This window comes from Thermoleptolyngbya oregonensis NK1-22, assembly GCF_032705245.1.
GTDB classification, from domain to species: domain Bacteria; phylum Cyanobacteriota; class Cyanobacteriia; order Elainellales; family Elainellaceae; genus Thermoleptolyngbya; species Thermoleptolyngbya sichuanensis.
Map to the genome: position 1 here is coordinate 5,065,282 of NZ_CP053540.1, position 19,231 is coordinate 5,084,512.

Sequence of the window (19,231 nt, forward strand, 5' to 3'; positions counted from 1 at the left end):
GATTTGTTTCTTGCAAGAGTATTACGGAGTGCTGTCCCCATTCCAGCCCCATTCCAGCCCCATCCTTACCGAACAGTGGCTGTGTTCGCCCCAACACAATCCAGATTATGCACCCATCCATTCCCCCCCGTGCCCGCCCCAGCCTAGCAAGAGGACTGCCGTTGCGATCGCTCTTGGTGTTGCCCTTTGCGCTGCAAATCTTTGCGGCGGTGGGGCTGACGGGGTGGCTATCGATCCGCAACGGCCAGCGAGCGGTAAACGATGTTGCCAGCCAGCTCCGCAGCGAGGTGGCCGCCCGCATTCATCAACAGCTTGGGACGTTTCTGGAAACCCCTCATACGATCAATGCGATCGCCGATGATGCCATCCGCCGCTTTGACCTGTGGAACCCCAGCGATATGGGCAACCTGCGGCGCTACCTGTATGCGCGGCTTCAGCAGTTTCCAACGGTTAGCTATACCAGCTTTGGCGGCGAATTGTCGGAGTATGCAGGTGCAGGCCGCAAAGCAGATGGAACGGTGGTCGTAGAAACGACAGATCAAACAACTAATTTTGTAAATACCATTACGCAAGCAGACGCAGCCGGAAACCCGACTGATCGCGGGGTTGAAACGTATTCGGAATATGATCCCCGCACGCGCCCTTGGTATCGCAACGCCAAAGCCGCCGGGAAGCCAGTCTGGAACGACATTTACCAGTACTACATCGAGGCAAACCTGGGCATTTCCACGAGCCGTCCTTATTTTGACCGGGCCGGCGTGTTTCGGGGGGTGATCAGCACTGATGTATACCTCACAGGAATTAGCGATTTTCTAGATAGCCTCAGCATTGGAACGTCGGGCGAAACCTTTGTCCTCGATCGAGCGGGCTACATCGTGGCCTCTTCTACGGGCGAGCGGCCGTTTACCGATCAGGGCAACGGTCGGAATGCAGAACGTCTGCGGGGGATCGATAGCCAAGTGCCGCTGATTCGGGAAACGAGCCAATTTTTGATCGACCAGTTTGGCGATCTGGCGCAAATTCAAACGGCTCAGCAGTTGGACTTTAGGAACAACCGCCAGCGAGAGTTTGTAGAGGTGATGCCCTTTTCGGACGGGCGCGGGCTGGACTGGCTAATTGTGGTTGTAGTGCCAGAATCCGACTTCATGGCACAAATCCAGGCAAATACCCGCAATACAATTCTGTTGTGCTTGCTGGCATTGGCGATCGCCAGCGCACTTGGGTTTCTCACTGCTCAGTGGATTACCCGGCCGATCCAGCAGTTGGGAGCCGCAAGTCAGGCGATCGCCAGCGGCAATCTCAACCAAAGCGTGACCACGACAGGCATCCAGGAACTAGAAACCCTGGCGGATTCGTTTACCCAAATGGCCCAACAGCTCGAAGTATCTTTTACAGATCTGGAAGCACGGGTAGCAGAGCGCACGGCTGAACTAGAACAAGCCAAGACGGCCGCAGAGGTTGCCAACCAGGCCAAAAGCGAATTTTTGGCCAGCATGAGCCACGAACTGCGAACCCCGCTCAATGCCATTCTGGGCTTTACGCGCATTTTACGACGGGAATCTGCAGGCAATGCTGACCAGCAAACCTACCTCAACATCATCAGCCACAGCGGAGAACACCTGCTCAGCCTGATCAACAACGTGCTGGACATGTCCAAGCTGGAAGCAGGACGCACCACCGTCGTATACGACAGCTTCGATTTGTATCAACTGCTGACCCAGCTTGAGGAAATGTTTGAACTGCGGGCAGACACCAAACTGCTTCAGCTTTCGGTCAGCCATGCCCCAGCCGTCCCACGCTACATCCGCACCGACGAGAAAAAGCTGCGGCAAATTCTGATTAACCTGTTGAGCAACGCGATCAAGTTTACGCAGGTTGGCAGCGTCACGCTGTACACCGAGGTGTGGCCCCAGGGCGAGGTTGCAGAAGCATCAGAGACACTAGCAGATACACCAGCAAATACACCAGCAGATACATCCGCAGATACGCCGATCGAAACTCCTGCCGAAGACCACCTAGACAAGCTGCCAATGGAGGCTCCCGCAGCAATAGCCGAGCCCGACTCGCCGCCGTCCATTCGCCTCCGCTTTACCGTGAGCGATACTGGTCCCGGCATTTCCGCTGCGGATTTGGATAGTATCTTTGAGCCGTTTGTGCAGACGGCGCTGGGACAGCAGGCCAGCCAGGGGACGGGCCTAGGACTGGCGATCAGTCGGCAGTTTGCACGGGCTTTGGGGGGGGATTTGACGGTTCGTAGCGTGCTGGGGCAGGGTGCAACGTTTGTGCTGGAGGTGCCCGTCGAGCTAGTGGAAGCGGCAGCGCTGCCCTACATCGTTCCGGCGCGGCGTGTTGTGGGTGTAGCCGCCGATCAGCCCCGCTATCGCGTTTTGGTTGTAGATGACCGCTGGGAAAATCGCCAGCTCATTCTGCGGCTACTAGCACCGCTGGGGTTCGAGCTGCAAGACGCTGAAAATGGACTGACGGCGATCGCCCATTGGCAGAGCTGGCGGCCCCATCTGGTTCTAATGGACATGCGGATGTCGGTGATGGATGGCTACGAAGCCACCCGCCAAATTCGCGCCCTGGAGCGCAACAACCCCGACCAAACGCCCACCAAAATCATTGCGCTCACCGCCAGCGCCTACGAAGAAGAGCGGGCAATGGTGCTGTCGGCAGGCTGCGACGACTTTGTTCGCAAACCCTTTCAAGATGAGACGCTGTTCAGCAAAATCAGGGAACATCTAGGCGTGCAATACCAATACGAAGAAACGCCCCCGGCTCCGCAGTCTGTCGATTCGCAAACCGCGCTCAATGCCGATGCTCTGCTGGTCATGCCCCTGGCGTGGCGAGAAACTCTTTACCAAACCGCCCAGAGCCTCAACTCCCAGCGGATTCTGGCGGTGATTGATGAAATTCCCCCCGATCACCACAGCCTGGCCGCTCAGCTTCGACAGTTGGTTGACCATTTTCGCTACGATCTCATCCTCGAACTTACTCGGCGTGTAATTCAGCCATGACTGAGGGACATCCCAAGACCCATCCGGGCAAAATCCTAGTGGTTGACGACACCCCCGACAACCTGCGGCTGCTGGCAGGCTACCTGACGGGCCAGGGCTACGAGGTACAGTGCGCGATTTCTGGGGCCCTCGCGCTGATTGGGATCAAAAACAGCCCGCCTGATATCATCCTGCTCGACATCAAAATGCCGGAGATGGATGGTTTTCAGGTTTGCCAGCGGCTCAAGCAAGACAGCGCCACTCACGATATCCCTGTGATTTTTTTGAGTGCGCTCAATTCTGGCTCGGACAAACTGCGGGCGTTTCAGGTCGGCGGGGTAGACTACATTACCAAGCCCTTTCAGCTTGAGGAAATCGTCGCCCGTGTGGAAAATCAGCTTTCGCTGCAACGGGCCAAAGCCGAAATTCTCAACCTCAATGCCGAACTCGAACAGCGGGTCAATGAACGCACCCGCGAACTGGCGCAGCTTTACTTGCATTTGCAGACCAGCGAAGAGCGCTTTCGGACAGTCGCCAATGCGGCTCCGGTGCTGATCTGGATGGCTGAGCCGGACGGTCAGCATAGCTTTGTGAATCAGCGCTGGCTAGAGTTTACGGGCGATTCGTCATCGCAATTGCTCGGCAATGCCTGGATGCAGCGTATCCATCCAGAAGACCTGCCCTGCGTTCGCCAGATTTATGAAGCCGCAGTCGAGCAGCGCCAGAACTTTGTTGCAGAATATCGCCTGCGGGATGCCCACTCGGCCTATCGCTGGGTGTTGGAAACGGGTGTGCCTTTGCTGACTGCTGGACAGGAGTTTGCAGGTTTTATTGGCTGCTGTGTGGATATTCATGATCGCAAGCAGACCGAAGACCAACTGTTGCACAATGCACTGCATGATAATCTCACCGATTTGCCCAACCGCACCCTGCTGATGGAGCGGCTGAAGCTGTCGCTGGGGCGGGCCCGGCGCTACGACGGGTTCCATTTTGCGGTGCTATTTCTCGATTTGGATCGGTTCAAGCTGGTGAACGATAGTCTGGGGCATGGGGTGGGCGATCGCCTCTTGGTGGCAATTGCCACTCGGCTTAACCAACTGATTCGCCCGACGGATCTGCTGTCTCGTCTCGGCGGTGACGAATTTGTGATTTTGCTGGACGATATTGAAAGCGCCCAGGAAGCCGTCCAGGTCGCCACTCGCATTTTGGAATCCCTACAAACGCCATTTGTTCTGGAAGCGCGAGATGTCTTTATCAGCGCCAGCATCGGCATTGTGCTGAGTTCGCCTGAGTATCAAGATGGGGCAGAACTGCTGCGCGATGCCGATATCGCCATGTATCGCGCCAAAACCCAGGGCAAGGCGCGGTATGAAATTTTTAATCCGGTGATGCATCAGGAGGTGCTAAGGCGGCTGCATCTGGAAAGCGACCTGCGGCAGGCGCTCAAGCAGCAGGAATTTGTTTTGCATTATCAGCCGATTGTGTCGCTGTCGAGCGAGGGGCTAGCAGATTTTGAGGCGCTGGTGCGCTGGCATCATCCGCAGCGGGGGCTAGTGCCGCCCGATGAGTTTATCCCCATTGCAGAAGAAACAGGGCTGATTGTGCCGCTGGGGAAGTGGGTGTTGCAAGAAGCCTGTCGGCAAATGGCTGAATGGCAGCGCCAGTTTACGGAAATGCCGCCGCTGCGGGTGAGCGTCAATCTCTCGGTCAAGCAGCTTCAGGAGCCGGGGCTGCTGGCGTATATTGACGACGTGCTGGCACAGCATGGTTTGTCGGGGGCGAGCCTGACGCTAGAAATTACTGAGAGTATGCTGATCGACAATGCAGAAACGGTGATCACGCTGCTGCATGAGCTGCGATCGCGCTCCATCAATATCGACATTGACGACTTTGGGACGGGCTATTCTTCCCTGGGCTATCTGCGTCGCCTGCCCATCCACGCCCTCAAGATCGACCGCACGTTTACCTATAACCTGGCGCTCAATGCTGATATTGTGAAAGCCATTATCGCCCTCGGTCATGCGCTCAGCCTGGATGTGGTGGCAGAGGGCATCGAAACGCTAGAGCAAACGGAACTGCTAAAAAGCCTGAACTGCGAATATGGTCAGGGCTATTATTGGGGTCGTCCCTTGCCGCCCTGGGAGGTCGGGCAGTGGCTTCGGGAATTTAGCGTCAAGGATTAGGGCGACGTGGTGGGAAGATCGGACAGCGGCTGACTATCCATCGCCACGATTACGACGGTGATGTTATCGCGTCCGCCCTTGTCCTTGGCGGCGTTGACCAGAGCCGCCGCCGCCTTGTCGCAGGCGCGAATCGACTTGAGGTGAAAGGCAATCAGGTGATCCGATAGCTCTTCCGTCAGTCCGTCGCTACAGAGCAAGAGGCGATCGCTCCCCTGCACATCAATGGGCTGCACGTCGATCTGTCGCAAGTCTTCCCGCCCCAGGCATTTTGACAGGATATGTCGCCACGGATGCACACGGGCCTGATCTGGGGTAAGGTCGCCCACCTTCATGGCGCGGGCCACCCAAGTATGGTCTTCAGTAATTTGCTCAAGCTTGGCTCCCCGCAGGCGATAGAGCCGCGAATCCCCGATATGGGCACACCAAGGCTGACCGTTGCGAAACATCACTACGACGGCCGTTGTGCCCATGTCCGACCGTTCGGGATGCCGAGACTGATCCTGCACGATCGCCCGATTGGCGATCAAAAAAGCCCGCTCCAACAGCGTCCGCGAATCCTCTTCGGAAGTCCAGTGAGAGTCCAGATAATTCTGAATCATCTTGGTGGCAATCAGGCTTGCCTCCTGCCCGCCCGCGTGCCCCCCCATGCCGTCTGCCACGATAAAGAATCGGCCATTGGGGTCGATGTAATATGCGTCTTGATTGACGCTACGCAGCAGTCCCGGGTCGGTAATTCCGGTAAAAAGGCACTTCATAATCGAGGCAGCGGACGGAGGGGTGAGGATCGATAGGGTGAAACGCGGACGCTCAGGGTTAGGACACTACTAATTAATTAGGAAATTACTAAACAGATCGCCACTAATTCAGACAGCTACAGAGATAGCTCACGGAGATAGCTCTAGAACATGCGGTCGGCGCGGTCAATGCGGATCATCAGGCGCACCCAGGAAAACAGGGCGATCGCCGCCGGAATCGCCATCAGCACCGCCACCCAAATCAGGTTATTCACCAGCAGAATCGTCGCCGACAGCGTAAACGCACCCGCCAACAGAGCGTAATTAGTCCCCATATTAACGTTACTCAGGCGACGCAGGACGCGATCCGTCTCCTGCGATCGCACCCTCAGCCGAATATCTCCCCGCTCCAGCCGCTCGATCGTATCCTCAATGCGGCGCGGCAGCCCCAGCGCCGAACTGCTGACCTGGGCTGCCTGACGGCTGAATTCCTCCAGCAGCCCGCCTGTTTCCGAACCATTTCCATTAGCCATAATCTGCATCGCAAAGGGTCTTGCGACCTCCATAAAATTAAATTCGGGATCAAGGCCCTTGCCCACCCCCTCCAGCGTGGAAAAGGCCCGCATCACAAACGTAAACGTCGCCGGAAAGCGGAAGGGCTGATCGTAGGCAATTTCATACAAATCATCGCTAATGGCACTGATGGACTGGGTTTCAAACGGCTTGTCCATAAAATTGTCCAGCATATACTGGATCGATCGCCGCACAGGCCCCATGTCTTCCGACACCGACAGCGCCCCCAGCGACACCAGCGCATCCACCACCTTATCTGCGTCCTTTTGGGCAATGCCAAAGAACGTATTCATCAGCTTCTCGCGGGTGACAGGCTGCACCTGACCCATCATGCCAAAGTCGTAGAAAATCAGCGCCCCGTCAGAGCTAACCGCAATATTGCCCGGATGCGGATCGGCATGAAAGAAGCCCTTGTCCAAAAGCTGCTGCAAATAAGCCCGCGCCCCCAGTTTTGCCAGTGTCTTGCGGTCTAGCCCAGCCGCTTCCAGCGCTTCGTAGTGGCTGATCTTGATCCCCGGCACATATTCCAGCGTCAGCACGCGGGGCGAACTGTAGCGCCAGTAGACGCGGGGCACCTTCACCCAGTCCTCATGGCGAAAATTACGCCGAAACGTGTCAGCGTTGCGCCCTTCATTGAGATAGTCAATCTCTTCCCACAAAATGCGACAGCACTCGCCGTAAATACCCAGCCAGTCGCGCCCGCGCCCCCACTTGGGATGCCGCTGAAAATAGTGGGCAATGCCTTTGAGAATCTTCAGGTCAATGTCAAACAGCTTTGCCAGACCCGGCCGCTGCACCTTCACCACCACTTCCTCGCCGGAATGGAGCTGCGCCCGATGCACCTGGCCCAGGCTGGCGGCGGCAATGGGAATCGGGTCAAAGCTGCGGTAGAGTTCGGGAATGCCCTTGCCCAGTTCCTGCCAAATAATTTCTTCGACCTGTTCGTAGCCGAAGGCCGGCACCCGGTCTTGCAGCTTCGAGAGTTCTTCGACGTATTCCACTGGAAACAGGTCGGCGCGGGTCGAAAAAAGCTGACCCACTTTGATGAACGTCGGCCCCAGGTCGAGCAGGGTTTCGCGAATCCAGACGGCGAGCTTGCGGCGGCGGATAGCCTGGTTTTCTTCGGTCATGCCGCCGGGATAAGTCCAGGGTTTGCTGTAGGCCCACTGCGCCGTCAGCAATTGCAAAACAAACGTCCAAATATCCACATAGCGCCGCTGCCGCGAGTAGCTTTTGCGGTTCCAGCGGTAGGCATTGGAGGAATAGGATTTACCGCTGTCGATGGGCGAAGTCACCGTTGCGGCCTCCGAGGGGGTGAAAGGAGCGGTAGCAGAAGATTTGGAGAAGGGAGCCTGTGGAGTGTGACCAGTTGGGGCGACCCCGTGCGAGACGGGCGGTGCGGCAGATTCGGCACTCCAGTCTGGGGACATAGCATCGTTAAAACGGGCAGACACGCGACAGGCTTCTCAAAAAACAACAGAATACCGGGCAGGAGCGCGACCTTGGAAAACCGAAAATCGGGATTAGAAAAACCAGAGCATGTCTTCTACAAAAGCACCGGAGGTAAAATCATTGGAGATCAAAGCACCAGATATCCCCAGAGGAACCACCAGGCTAGATACCAGAGCGGCTGCGGTAGCGCTGAAGCTCGGTGCGGAGTTGGGCAATTTCGGCCCGCAGGTCGTCGATCAGCGCTTGCAGGTCTTCTCCGGCTCCATCCGCCGCATAGGAGCGTCCCTGACTGGCCTGGGCGGCTTCTCGATTCGCCTTTTCCAGCACCGTTTCGGTAAACTGGCGGAGGCGATCGCGCTGTTCGGCATCAAATTTGCCAGCCTCGCTGACCAGCGTAGATGCCAGGTTGCTGGCTTGCTCAGTCAGTGCTTCGGCCAGTGCCCGACCAACGAAAAATGCGTGAACCAAAGGGCTGCTCATAAAGAAAGTTTGCGGTATATCCGCAAAAATTATAACTTGCCCTGCTTTGAGAGTGCCCGGATTTGGGCGGCGAGGTGACGATTTCGGCGCAGGTTTTGTGGAAATTCGGCGCAGGGGGATGATGCGATGATGGGATGACCAGAGGGTGAGCCTGCCTCTAGTTGAGCCTGCCTCCTGCCGGATAGCTGAGGCAAGGGCTACGAGATGTGCAACGTTCAACGTTCAATCTGCCCTCATCCCCCAACCCCTTCTTCCAGATCGGGAGAAGGGGCGCAAGAGAGGCTTGAAGTTCCTTTTCTGCTCTAGGAGAGGGCTTAAAGCCTTCGGCCTACCCGAAAAGGATGAGGGGATCGGCAAAATTGCACATCCCTTGGTGCTATGTACCCCCATGAGTCTCATCTTTAACCCGCCTATGCCTCTAGACCTCCTCATCCTCTCCAACGGCCCCGGCGAACTGGCGACCTGGGTGCGGCCAGTGTTGCAGGCACTGCGGGCAAAGCTGGGGCAAGATCGTTCACGGGTGCGGATTTCGCTCGTGCTGTCGCCCTGTCCGAATGCAACCGGGCGGGAGGTGGCGATCGCCCAGCGCTATCCCGAACTCGACCGAATTCAGGCGGCGGCCCATTTCTTCCCGTTTTTGCTGTGGGGCAAAACGGCAGAAAACTGGGACTGGGGCGATCGCGGCGTGGTGCTGTTTCTCGGCGGCGACCAGTTTTACCCGGTGATTATCGGCAAGCGGCTGGGCTATCGCACGGTGCTGTATGGCGAGTGGGAAACCCGCTGGCACGACTGGATTGACCGCTTTGCCGTGATGAATGCAGAGTTAGCCAGCCGTGCCCCGGCACGATACGCTCACAAGTTCAGCGTGATTGGCGACCTGATGGCGGATGTAGATTCAGGGGCGAACATGCGCGGGGATTCTGCCGCTTCAGCGCTTTTACCCGACGTTCCAGCATTGCCGAATGAAAATATGCCGCTGGTGGGGCTGCTGCCCGGTTCCAAGCCCGCCAAGCTGGCTCAGGGGGTGCCGCTGGGTTTGGCGATCGCCCAGCAGATCCATGCCGCCCGCCCCGATGTGCAGTTTGTCATTCCGGTTGCGCCGACGCTGGACTTGGACACGCTAGCCCGATTTGCTGACCCAGCGCAAAATGCGATCGCCCACTACTTCGGCGCAGTTTCGGCCCGCCTGCTGCCTGCGGCTGACCCCAGCGGCCCCTTTCCGGCTCATTGCCCTAGCCTGAAAACCGAGAGCGGTCTGCAAATCAGCCTGTGGACCCCGTTTCCGGCCTATGACCTGCTGCAACGATGCCAGCTCTGCCTGACGACGGTGGGGGCAAATACAGCGGAACTGGGAGCGCTGGCGGTGCCCATGATTGTGTTTTTGCCGACGCAGCAGCTTGACGCAATGCGAGCCTGGGATGGGATTCCAGGGCTTTTGGCCAACTTGCCGGGGGTGGGCGGGGCGATCGCCAAACTGATCAATGGATGGTTTCTCCGCAAGTCTCGCCTGCTGGCCTGGCCCAACATCTGGGCGGGGGAGGCGATCGTGCCGGAACTGGTAGGCAACCTGAAGCCGGAGGATATTTCGACCCTGGCGCTAGACTGGCTGGAGCATCCCGAAACGCGAGATGCCGTGCGCGATCGCCTGCGCCGAGTGCGGGGCAAGCCCGGAGCCGCCGAAAAGCTGGCTGAAATTGTGGTGGCGGAGCTAGGAATCCAGGAATAGAACGGTTTCGAGGTTAGGATTTTGCTTGGCAAGGCGACTCCCAATTCATGAGCCGCGACAAAAGGCGCACCCCCAGCAGGAATGCGCCTTCTTTGGGTTTGAACGGTGGGCTAGGCGAAACTAGGCGATCGCCGCCATCTTCACATCGCTGTTAGCCAGTAGCTCCTGAAACTCTTCAGAGTCCACCGTTTCGCGCTCAATCAGCATTTGGGCAAGCTGATCAAGGACTGCGCGGTTTTCCATCAGCACGGTTTTGGCGCGGCGATAGGCCTGATCCACCAAGTTGCGAACTTCGTCATCTACCGCAGCGGCTGTCTCTTCCGAAAAGTCGCGCTCGGCCATGATGTCGCGTCCTAGGAACATGCCGCCTTGGGAACGACCCAGCGCCACTGGCCCGAGGCGATCGCTCATGCCAAAGCGAGTCACCATCTGACGCGCCACCCGCGCCACCTGTTGCAGGTCATTGGAAGCGCCCGTGGTCACTTCTTCTTCGCCAAAGATGATTTCCTCGGCGACGCGCCCCCCCAGGGCAACGGCCATCTGGTTTTGCAGATAGGAGCGAGAATATAAGCCCGAATCCATCCGCTCTTCGCTGGGCGTGAACCAGGTCAGACCGCCTGCGCGGCCGCGAGGGATAATGCTGATTTTCTGCACCGGGTCATAGTCGGGCATCAGCGCACCCACTAGGGCGTGTCCGGCTTCGTGATAGGCCACCAGCGACTTGCGCTTTTCGCTCATCACGCGGTCTTTCTTTTCGGGGCCAGCCAGCACGCGGTCGATGGCATCGTTCACCTCGTCCATCGACACTTCCGTCAGGTTGCGACGAGCCGCAAGAATCGCAGCTTCGTTCAGCAGGTTTGCCAGATCCGCCCCCGTAAAGCCGGGAGTCCGACGGGCAATTTTCTCCAGATCCACATCTTTCGACAGGGTTTTGCCGCGAGCGTGGACATTGAGGATTTCCAGGCGACCCGCGTAGTCGGGACGATCCACCACCACCTGACGGTCAAAGCGTCCGGGACGCAGCAGCGCCGCATCCAGCACATCGGGACGGTTCGTAGCCGCGATGATGATGATGCCCGTATTGCCCTCAAAGCCATCCATCTCCGTGAGTAACTGGTTCAGCGTCTGCTCTCGCTCGTCGTTGCCGCCGCCGAGTCCCGCACCGCGCTGACGGCCAACAGCATCAATCTCATCGATGAACACAATACAGGGCGCATTGGACTTGGCCTGCTCAAACAGGTCGCGGACGCGAGATGCACCGACACCCACAAACATTTCCACAAATTCGGAGCCAGAGATGGAGAAGAACGGCACTCCAGCTTCACCCGCCACAGCACGAGCCAGCAGCGTTTTGCCGGTTCCTGGCGGGCCCACCAGCAGCACGCCCTTGGGGATCTTGGCCCCCACCGCCGTAAAGCGGTCAGCATTTTTCAGGAAGTCCACCACTTCCGCGAGTTCCAGCTTGGCCTGCTCAATGCCCGCCACATCGCCAAAGGTTACCTGGGTCTGCGGCTCCATCTGGACGCGGGCGCGGGACTTGCCAAAGTTCATGGCCTGGCTGCCAGGGCCATTTTGGGCGCGGCGCAGCACGAAGAACAGCACCGCCAGCAGCAAGAAGGGAATCAGCAGCGTGCTGAGGACGCGAGCCACAACGCCATCATCCGAGGGCGGCGTGACCAGGATATCCACCTTGTTCTCGGTCAGGATATCCAGCAGCGCCGGGTCGTTTGGCAGGTTGACGATTGCCTTTTCGCCGTCTTCCTGGGTGACGCGGGCACGAGAGCGATCGGCGCTAATTTCAACGCGCTTCACGTTCTGCTGCTGCACTTCCTGAATAAACTGGCTGTAGCGCCAGGTTTCAATATCTTGGGGCTGTCTGTCCAGCAGCGCCGTAGCCAGGAAAATGACGACGACGACAAGAAGGGCATACAGTCCTGCATTTCTCCACCGCTTGTTCACTGAGGCTATTCCTCCGAATGTGTTGTGTGGCGGGCTTGCGGGCCGCGCAACGGAACGTCTTTGTTAACTAATATTAACTCAATTTCATAAATGAGCGTGAGGCGGGCCGCTTCCCCGGTTCAGCGCTTGGCTCAACCCGTCCTGAGCCTCGACAGATCGACTCACCCGGTTGACTCACCAGATTGACTCAATGGAAGGGCGAGTGAAGGGCGAGATCGCCCGTCGTCACTCCCTTTTCATTTCGACCCATCCTATTCCTCGGATTATAGACCGTTGCTCAATGCCGTTGCCTGATCGCGGGTTGATCACGGCTTGGCAAGGGGTTAATCAGAGGTTGATCAGGGGTTGATCAGGGGGTTAATCACTAGGGGGCGGCTTGATTTGAAACGTGCCGTCGGGCTGGGGAACCACATCGCCTCCCAAGGCTTTGATGCGGTCGGCGGCAGTGCTGCGGGTGCGGCGGTCGGGGGCGTTCGTCAGCACCATCATCCAGGCTGCAAACTGGGCGTAGCTGCTGTCGGGGTTGTTGGCTAGAAACGTCGCCGTCTGGCGCGAGAGGCTGGCGACCGATTGCCCCTCTGGCTGGCCAGACGCTTCTGCCCAATCTGCAGCCGTTTCAAACGACTGGCGAGCCGCCGCTGCATCGCCCAAAAACAGCAGTTCGTCGATGGCCTTGGTGCGCCAGATGTAGTGAGAGTCTGGCGGCAGCGTTGGCGACAGATGTTTCAGTCCTTCGTTGGTGAGGGCGATCGAGCGCTGAGGATCACCCGCATACATGGCAGTGCTGGTAGACAGAAACGTGTAAGCGCTCAAAAACCGGGGATCGCGGCGGAGGATCACGTCGAAATACTCTGGGCTGAGGGTGTAGTCGGTGCGCGATCGCACGGGTTCGTCTCCGAAATACTGCAAAAAGTTCAGAAACGTCCAGCTTGCAATCAGATTGTCAAACCCCAAAGAAGGCGCTTGCTCCAGGACATTTAGCCGCACCCGCTCTGCCTCCAGATCGCGCTGAATTTCTTGCAGGCTGGCCGTCTGGCTGCGCGTCTGGATTTGCCGAAGCTGGGGAACCTGAAGCAGGGCGATCGCCCCCAAACATCCCACCACCCCCAGAACTGCCAGCCCCAGTTTCCCCCATTCCCGCGCCGCCGTCTCCCGGTCGCTGTTCTCTAACGTCTGATCTGCAAAGACCATCCCATCTTCTCCCATCGCAATCCTCCCAATGACTTCAGTCCCACCCTTCTCACCGCTCAACACCCCCGACACTCTCACCATTCCCTGATCTCTCCGCCTGTAAACCTGGGAACGCTAAAGTTGTCCACATTCAATCTTCATAATATTGAAGAATCCAGACCGCTATGTTGGCGAAACCACGGTTGCAACGCACCTTTATCTTAGTTTCGGGGCTTTGTTTTGCAGGGTCGATGGTGATGGGGCTGGTGCCGCTCTATGCCGGACAGAATCAGCAAACCGGGCAGCCCGTCGCCTCCATCGAGCAGCCCTCTGAACAGGATCTTTTACGCGAAGAAGAAAAAGGCTTTGCGCTAGTGTTGCAGCGAGAGCCGGAGAACCAAACGGCTCTGGAGGGGTTAGCCAATGCCCGGATGCAGCTTAAAGATTATGCTGGGGCGATCGCCCCTCTGGAAAAACTGGTGTCGCTCTATCCTGAGCGAGCAGACTATCGGCAATCTCTGGAAGAAGCCCATCAGAAGCAACGCCAGCCATAGACGCGGATAGTTAGAAATATCCAGAGATATCCCAGAGATATTCCAGAGATATTTGAGCGATATTTCAGCGATATTCAGACCCATTCTCTATCCCAACTTGCCTTGCCCCAACTTGCCCCTTTCCCAAACTCTAAAGGTATGTCTCAACACCTCTTGCTCTACACAGATGACTTTGGCAGCGGCGGCGTTGCCCAGTACAACCATGAAGTTGTTTTGGGGCTGCGTGCCCAAGACTATCGGGTAACGCTGGTGCAAACTCAAGTGGACACGGTGCAAACGCAAGCGCAAGCAAGGGCAGGGGTCGTCCATGAATGGTTGGACTACAACACGATCTCGGAGGTGCAGCGCACGCTCGACGATACGGCAAGCCCGGAGCGCATTTTCCATCGGGTGCGTCCAGACTTTATTCTGTTCAGCGATTCACATCCGCTCTCGAACTTCGCAGCCAAGCAAGTGGCGATTCAGCAGGGCATCCCCTACGCCATTGTGATTGGATACGTTGCGCCTGATCTAGCAGAGCGGTTTGGCGATCGCCTCGATGCCCTGTCAGAGCAGTATCACCACGCCAGAGAAGTGATTCTCGTCTCTCAGGAAAACCTCCAGCTTCTCCGGCAGCATTTCCGTCTGCCAGACAACAAGGGGCGCGTCATCCTGTATGGGCGGCCGGCTGAGTTTTTTGAGCCGAGAAATGCAGAAACCCGGCAGCGGCTACGGGCAGAACTGGGCATCAAAGACGACCAAGTATTGTGCTTTTCTGTGGCTCAAATCGTCGCTCGAAAAGGCTTCCAGCTTCAGCTAGGGGCGATCGCCCAGTTGCGACATCTGCCCGTCTGGTCGTCGTTGCAGTTTGCCTGGGCAGGCAGCGGCGATCCGGCACTGACCGCACAGTACGAAAAAGAAATTGCCGAGATGGGCGCGAGCGATCGCGTTCACCTGCTGGGTCGGCGGTGGGATATCCAGGATTGGTATGACGCGGCAGATATGTTTCTCCTGCCCTCCTGGCGCGAAGGGATGCCCCTGGCCATTATGGAAGCCATGGCCAAAGGCCTGCCCGTCGCTGCGTCGGCGGTGAGCGGCATTCCAGAAGAACTGGGGGAAACGGGCAAACTGCTCAGCGACCCCAATCAAAACCCCGTGCAAACGATTGCAGACTTGGTAGACATTATCCAAACCTGGGCCCTGCATCCAGAGCAGCGTCGTGCGGCTGGTGAGGGCTGCCGCCAGCGGGCTATCAATCTGTTTCAGCAGCACCGAATGCTGGACGAAACGATTAGTTTGCTTGCAGACCTAATGCTTCCAGCGGGGGACTATGTTTCACCGGGGCTGGCGCTGGTTCGTCCAGACCACGCCTTCCCCAACAAGATCGTGGGCAACTGTGAGGACTGCGGCTGGCCCTATTTGCGTCGCGAGGTCCCCCACAACTGGTACGTGGATCGGCGGCATCCGGTGGTCGGCTTCCTGAGTCGCGACGAGGCGCATATCCTATACAACACGGCGCTCCAGTTTCGAGGACAGCGGGCCCTAGAGATTGGCTGCTGGATGGGCTGGTCGGCCTGCCACTTGGCGCTGGCGGGCGTTGAGCTAGACGTGGTTGACCCGCTGCTGGAGCGGCCTGAGTTTTTTGACAGCGTGAGTCAGTCGCTGACGGCGGCCGGGGTGCGCGATCGCGTTGCGCTCTATCCTGGCTTTAGCCCCGGTGCAGTGCAGGCTCTAGCAGCGCAGGAGCAGCGTCGATGGTCTCTTATTTTTATCGACGGCAACCACGAAGCGCCCGGGCCCTTGGAGGATGCGATCGCCTGTGAGCTGCTGGCCACAGAGGATGCTCTCATCATTTTCCACGACCTGTCTTCGCCCGATGTGGCCCAGGGGCTAGACTATCTGCGCGATCGGGGTTGGAATACGCTCGTTTACCAAACCATGCAAATTATGGGCGTGGCGTGGCGCGGGAATGTCAAACCCATCCACCATACCCCAGACCCGGCGGTGTCCTGGACGCTGCCGGCCCACCTGAAGCACTACACCGTTAGCGGCTGGCAGGAAGCTGCACCCACTGCTCATACGGCGCTTCATGCGCTAATTCAAATGGCAGAGCAGGTCGAAGCGCTGCCGCCTGTGGCAGAGCCAATCTCCCAGGAAACTGCGCGGGCGATCGCCACGGCTCTGCGCGAAGGACAGGCCGCCTACGTTGCGGGAAACTGGGACACTGCGCTGGACAGTTGCCATCGCGCCATCGAGCAGGGTGCGGGCGCAGCCTCCGCCCATGCCATCCTCAGCAACCTCTACGGCCAACGTGCCCAGCTTCAAGCCAGCGTCCAGCACTTTGCCTGGGCCAATACGGCCCACACCACGCTTGGCAAAGCCTCCTATGCGGAGTTCCAGGAACTCGTTCAGGTGGTTCGTCCCTACACGCTCCTGTCGGAAGAGCGCCTGTTCTCGCTTTACGCCTTGACCCGGCAGATTTGCCTCGAAGATTTGCCAGGAAACATTGTGGAGTGCGGCACGTTTAAGGGAGGAGCCGCTGCGCTGATTGCCGCAGTCGTCAAGCGCTATAGCCAGCGATCGCGCAAACTCTACGCCTGCGACACCTTTGAGGGAATGCCCGATCCGGTAGAAGTAGACAAGCACAACGGCGTTCCGGCGAATGACACGGATTGGGGTGCGGGCACGCTCAAGGCCCCGATCGAAGAAAACCTAGCCGTCGTCTGTCAAGCCCTAGACGTACAGGACATCGTAGTTCCTGTAAAAGGGCTATTCCAGGACACCCTGCCCGAATACCGCGCTGAAATGGGCGATATTGCACTGCTGCACGCGGACGGCGACTGGTACGAATCGACCCTCGCCATTTTCAACCTGCTATATCACCAGGTGATTCCGGGCGGCGCGGTGCAAATTGATGACTACGGGTTCTGGGAGGGCTGTCGGCAGGCAATTCATGAGTTTGAGCGGCAGCAGCGCTCTAGCTTTGCGCTCCGGCGGATTGACTCCACGGGCGTTTGGTTCCGCAAATCAGACGCGATCGCCCCCGCGCAGGACTATGGACAGTTGCTCTGTCAGTTGGGCACGCTGGCATACCAGTTGGGCGATCGCCCACTGGCGACTGCGGCGACTGCGGCCGCCCTGCGGCTCGTCCCCAACCTGCTCACTGCGGAACTGATCCAGCAGCAGCTTCAGCAATCTCAGGGGTCTGCCCTGCAACAGGTGCGGTCGGCGATCGCCCGCTATCAGTCCGCAGGATCGGCGGCAGACCGTCTTGCGGCTCTGGAACGGCTCCGTCAGCACCGTTACCAACTGATTGAGCAGTTGCTTAATATCGCACCGGAGGACCTGGAAACCGCCTTTGCGGGCGAGTTGGGCCAGGCGCATCGCCTCATCCTGGATTCTGGGATTCGGCTGGAACCCCTCACAGAAACCGACGAGGCGATCGCCCTCCAGCTCATTGCCACCCTTTCGGAGGGATGGGCAAACCAGACATCCGCACTGCTAGCAGCGATGCTGTATTGCTATCCCCACCATCTCCCCGATGGATTCGACCCGACCCTTGTGCCACCGTCTCTGCTAGCAGACATAGTGCGGTATCTCTGTGCGTCGCCCACGATGTTTATGGAACTGGGCGAGGCTGACGAGTATGCCAAATACCTGGAGCGATGGGTGGACAGACTCTATGAACAGGTTCAAAACGACCCCACCGACTTCCTCTGGCAAAAGGTTGCTCAGGTCACGCTGCAAACCCTCGATCTCACACCGCTTTACCTGACGCGGCGATCGCTCAAATCTCTCTGCCAGAAGCGTTCAGCGCTGATTGCCCAAGCGCTCACTGCTGAAGGAGCCGCATTAGATTACGACTTCCCGGTTGCCCCAGAGCCGCGTCAGAAGCTCCGGCTGGGGATTCTGTCTCCTGGTTTTATTCCCCAAACCAAGACGGCTGCAACGCTTCCTGTTTTCCGCGACCTCAATCGCGACCAGTTTGAAGTCATTCTCTTTTCCCAGACCTCCTATGAACACCCGGCTGCTCAGTATTGCTTGCAATATGCCGATCGGGCAGTGCAGCTTCCTGGGCGGCTAGCAGAACAGGTTGATGTCCTCCGACAAGCGGACTTAGACATCCTCTGGATTGCGACCAATACTGCGGCTGTGACGGATTCCATAACCCTCCTGGCATCCCATCGGCTGGCGCGGGTGCAGGTATGTGGCATGAACTCGCCCATCTCCAGCGGGATTGCCCAAATCGACTACTGGCTCACCAGCCGTCTAGCGGGGTCGGCGGATCAGGCGCAGCGCCACTTTACAGAACACCTGCTGCCTCTAGAAGCTGCTGGCCAGTGCTTTGACCTTGCGGTGGAGGGGTCTGACCCGCCGACCGAACCCGTAGACCGCGCCATGCTGGGCATTGCGGACAATGAGGTGGTGTTTGTATCTGGCGCGAGTTTTTACAAAATCTCGCCCGAACTGGAAGCAGCCTGGGCGGAAATTCTGGCCAGTGTTCCGGGGTCTCGGTTGCTGATTTACCCGTTTAATCCAAACTACTCAAACCAGTACCCACTGGCGGCGTTTCAGCGACGATTGTCGAAACAACTGACCGCTAGAAACGTGGAAGGCGATCGCCTCTTGATCTTGGGCCCCACCCCCAGCCGAGCCAACCTGCAAGCGCGAGTGCAGCTAGCCGATGTGTATCTCGACTCGTTCCCGATGTCTGGCCTATCGTCGCTGCTCGATCCGCTGATGGCGGGTGTTCCAACGCTGGTGATGGAGCAAGATACGCCCGTTTCCCTGGGTCGGGGTGCAGCGTTCTTGCGAGAGTTGGAACTGCCAGAGCTAATCGCCACGACAGTTGAAGAATATGTCACGCGGGCGATCGCCCTGGGAACCGATGCCGGGTTTAGGAAAAAACTGAGCGATCGCCTCCAGACTGCTATGCAGCAAACGCCAAGCTTCCTCGACAGCAAGCGCTATGGGCAGCAGATGAGCCGGGTGCTTTGGGATCTGTACCATTCCCATCAGCAGCGGCAGCTTGCGGAAACCCTGCACCTGCGCGATCGCAATTTGATTGCCCTACCCGACTGGCAGCAGCCCGAAGACGTGCTGTTTGCCGAACTGGCGGACCTGCTGCGAACCGTGATCACTGCTCCCGGCGGCGAAGAAACCACGCTGCTGGTAGACATGGGCGATTTGGACGCGCAGGAAGCAGACTTTGCCCTGTCTAGCGTGACGCTGCACCTGATGGAGGAAGAGGAACTGGAACTGGGAGAAGACGCGCCAGAGATTACCCTGTTGCCGCCGCTGCCTGCCGACCAGTGGACTCTGCTGCGCCCGCGCCTGACCGCCCGGATTGACCTGCCCCACAACAACACTGCGGCGATCGCCCGCGCTGCCCTCGACACCTTACCAACGCAATCGGTAGGCTAGC

10 protein-coding genes are annotated in these 19,231 nt (G+C 58.2%); 5 read left to right on the plus strand and 5 right to left on the minus strand.

All coding sequences use genetic code 11. The features are described 5' to 3' along the window. Nucleotides 1-107 precede the first annotated feature (107 nt). Together HNI00_RS21110 and HNI00_RS21115 are read left to right on the plus strand one after the other, a co-directional pair. Entirely contained in the window at nucleotides 108-3,017 is a 2,910-nt protein-coding gene (locus tag HNI00_RS21110; RefSeq protein ID WP_316789235.1) for an ATP-binding protein, read from the plus strand. Next, nucleotides 3,014-5,179, plus strand: a complete 2,166-nt coding sequence (locus tag HNI00_RS21115) for a two-component system response regulator (RefSeq protein ID WP_316789237.1) — start codon at nucleotides 3,014-3,016, stop codon at nucleotides 5,177-5,179. Before HNI00_RS21110 ends, HNI00_RS21115 begins: the two co-directional genes overlap by 4 nt. Here HNI00_RS21115 and HNI00_RS21120 read toward each other — a convergent pair. The 3 genes from HNI00_RS21120 to HNI00_RS21130 all read right to left on the minus strand — a co-directional run bounded on the left by HNI00_RS21120 (nucleotide 5,176) and on the right by HNI00_RS21130 (nucleotide 8,418). Beyond that, the gene (locus HNI00_RS21120; RefSeq protein ID WP_316789239.1) at nucleotides 5,176-5,934 is read right to left on the minus strand and encodes a PP2C family protein-serine/threonine phosphatase; all 759 of its coding nucleotides are present in this window, start codon (nucleotides 5,932-5,934) and stop codon (nucleotides 5,176-5,178) included. The genes HNI00_RS21115 and HNI00_RS21120 overlap by 4 nt on opposite strands. 143 nt (nucleotides 5,935-6,077) lie before the next feature. Continuing rightward, nucleotides 6,078-7,916, minus strand: coding sequence for an ABC1 kinase family protein (locus HNI00_RS21125; RefSeq protein ID WP_420156412.1), 1,839 nt, complete (start codon nucleotides 7,914-7,916; stop codon nucleotides 6,078-6,080). Between the two features lie 184 nt (nucleotides 7,917-8,100). Further along, nucleotides 8,101-8,418 (minus strand): DUF6825 family protein, encoded by a 318-nt coding sequence (locus HNI00_RS21130; protein WP_172354571.1) that lies wholly within the window; start codon nucleotides 8,416-8,418, stop codon nucleotides 8,101-8,103. A 412-nt stretch (nucleotides 8,419-8,830) separates the two neighbouring features. Between HNI00_RS21130 and HNI00_RS21135 the strand changes: the two genes are divergently transcribed. Next, a complete protein-coding gene (locus HNI00_RS21135) occupies nucleotides 8,831-10,144 on the plus strand; it encodes a glycosyltransferase family protein (protein WP_316789243.1) in 1,314 nt (437 codons plus the stop codon). 120 nt (nucleotides 10,145-10,264) lie between these two features. On the opposite strand, the gene ftsH3 is transcribed toward HNI00_RS21135, so the two are convergent. Together ftsH3 and HNI00_RS21145 are read right to left on the minus strand one after the other, a co-directional pair. After that, a complete protein-coding gene (ftsH3, locus tag HNI00_RS21140) occupies nucleotides 10,265-12,103 on the minus strand; it encodes an ATP-dependent zinc metalloprotease FtsH3 (protein WP_172354567.1) in 1,839 nt (612 codons plus the stop codon). Nucleotides 12,104-12,460: 357 nt separating this feature from the next. Next, complete coding sequence (locus HNI00_RS21145) at nucleotides 12,461-13,309, minus strand: hypothetical protein (RefSeq protein WP_316789245.1); 849 nt, start codon at nucleotides 13,307-13,309, stop codon at nucleotides 12,461-12,463. Nucleotides 13,310-13,458: 149 nt separating this feature from the next. Here HNI00_RS21145 and HNI00_RS21150 point away from each other — a divergent pair, with 149 nt between their 5' ends. Continuing rightward, complete coding sequence (locus tag HNI00_RS21150; RefSeq protein WP_316789247.1) at nucleotides 13,459-13,827, plus strand: tetratricopeptide repeat protein; 369 nt, start codon at nucleotides 13,459-13,461, stop codon at nucleotides 13,825-13,827. 138 nt (nucleotides 13,828-13,965) lie between these two features. Continuing rightward, a complete protein-coding gene (locus HNI00_RS21155; RefSeq protein WP_316789248.1) occupies nucleotides 13,966-19,230 on the plus strand; it encodes a TylF/MycF/NovP-related O-methyltransferase in 5,265 nt (1,754 codons plus the stop codon). Nucleotide 19,231 lies beyond the last annotated feature (1 nt).

Bases quoted from the DNA above. Each gene is read 5' to 3' on its own strand.
- HNI00_RS21115 (WP_316789237.1), top strand. From the start codon at position 3,014: ATGACTGAGGGACATCCCAAGACCCATCCGGGCAAAATCCTAGTGGTT.
- HNI00_RS21155 (WP_316789248.1), top strand. From the start codon at position 13,966: ATGTCTCAACACCTCTTGCTCTACACAGATGACTTTGGCAGCGGCGGC.
- HNI00_RS21150 (WP_316789247.1), top strand. From the start codon at position 13,459: ATGTTGGCGAAACCACGGTTGCAACGCACCTTTATCTTAGTTTCGGGG.
- HNI00_RS21145 (WP_316789245.1), bottom strand. From the start codon at position 13,309: ATGGGAGAAGATGGGATGGTCTTTGCAGATCAGACGTTAGAGAACAGC.
- HNI00_RS21120 (WP_316789239.1), bottom strand. From the start codon at position 5,934: ATGAAGTGCCTTTTTACCGGAATTACCGACCCGGGACTGCTGCGTAGC.
- HNI00_RS21125 (WP_420156412.1), bottom strand. From the start codon at position 7,916: ATGTCCCCAGACTGGAGTGCCGAATCTGCCGCACCGCCCGTCTCGCAC.
- HNI00_RS21135 (WP_316789243.1), top strand. From the start codon at position 8,831: ATGCCTCTAGACCTCCTCATCCTCTCCAACGGCCCCGGCGAACTGGCG.
- HNI00_RS21130 (WP_172354571.1), bottom strand. From the start codon at position 8,418: ATGAGCAGCCCTTTGGTTCACGCATTTTTCGTTGGTCGGGCACTGGCC.
- HNI00_RS21110 (WP_316789235.1), top strand. From the start codon at position 108: ATGCACCCATCCATTCCCCCCCGTGCCCGCCCCAGCCTAGCAAGAGGA.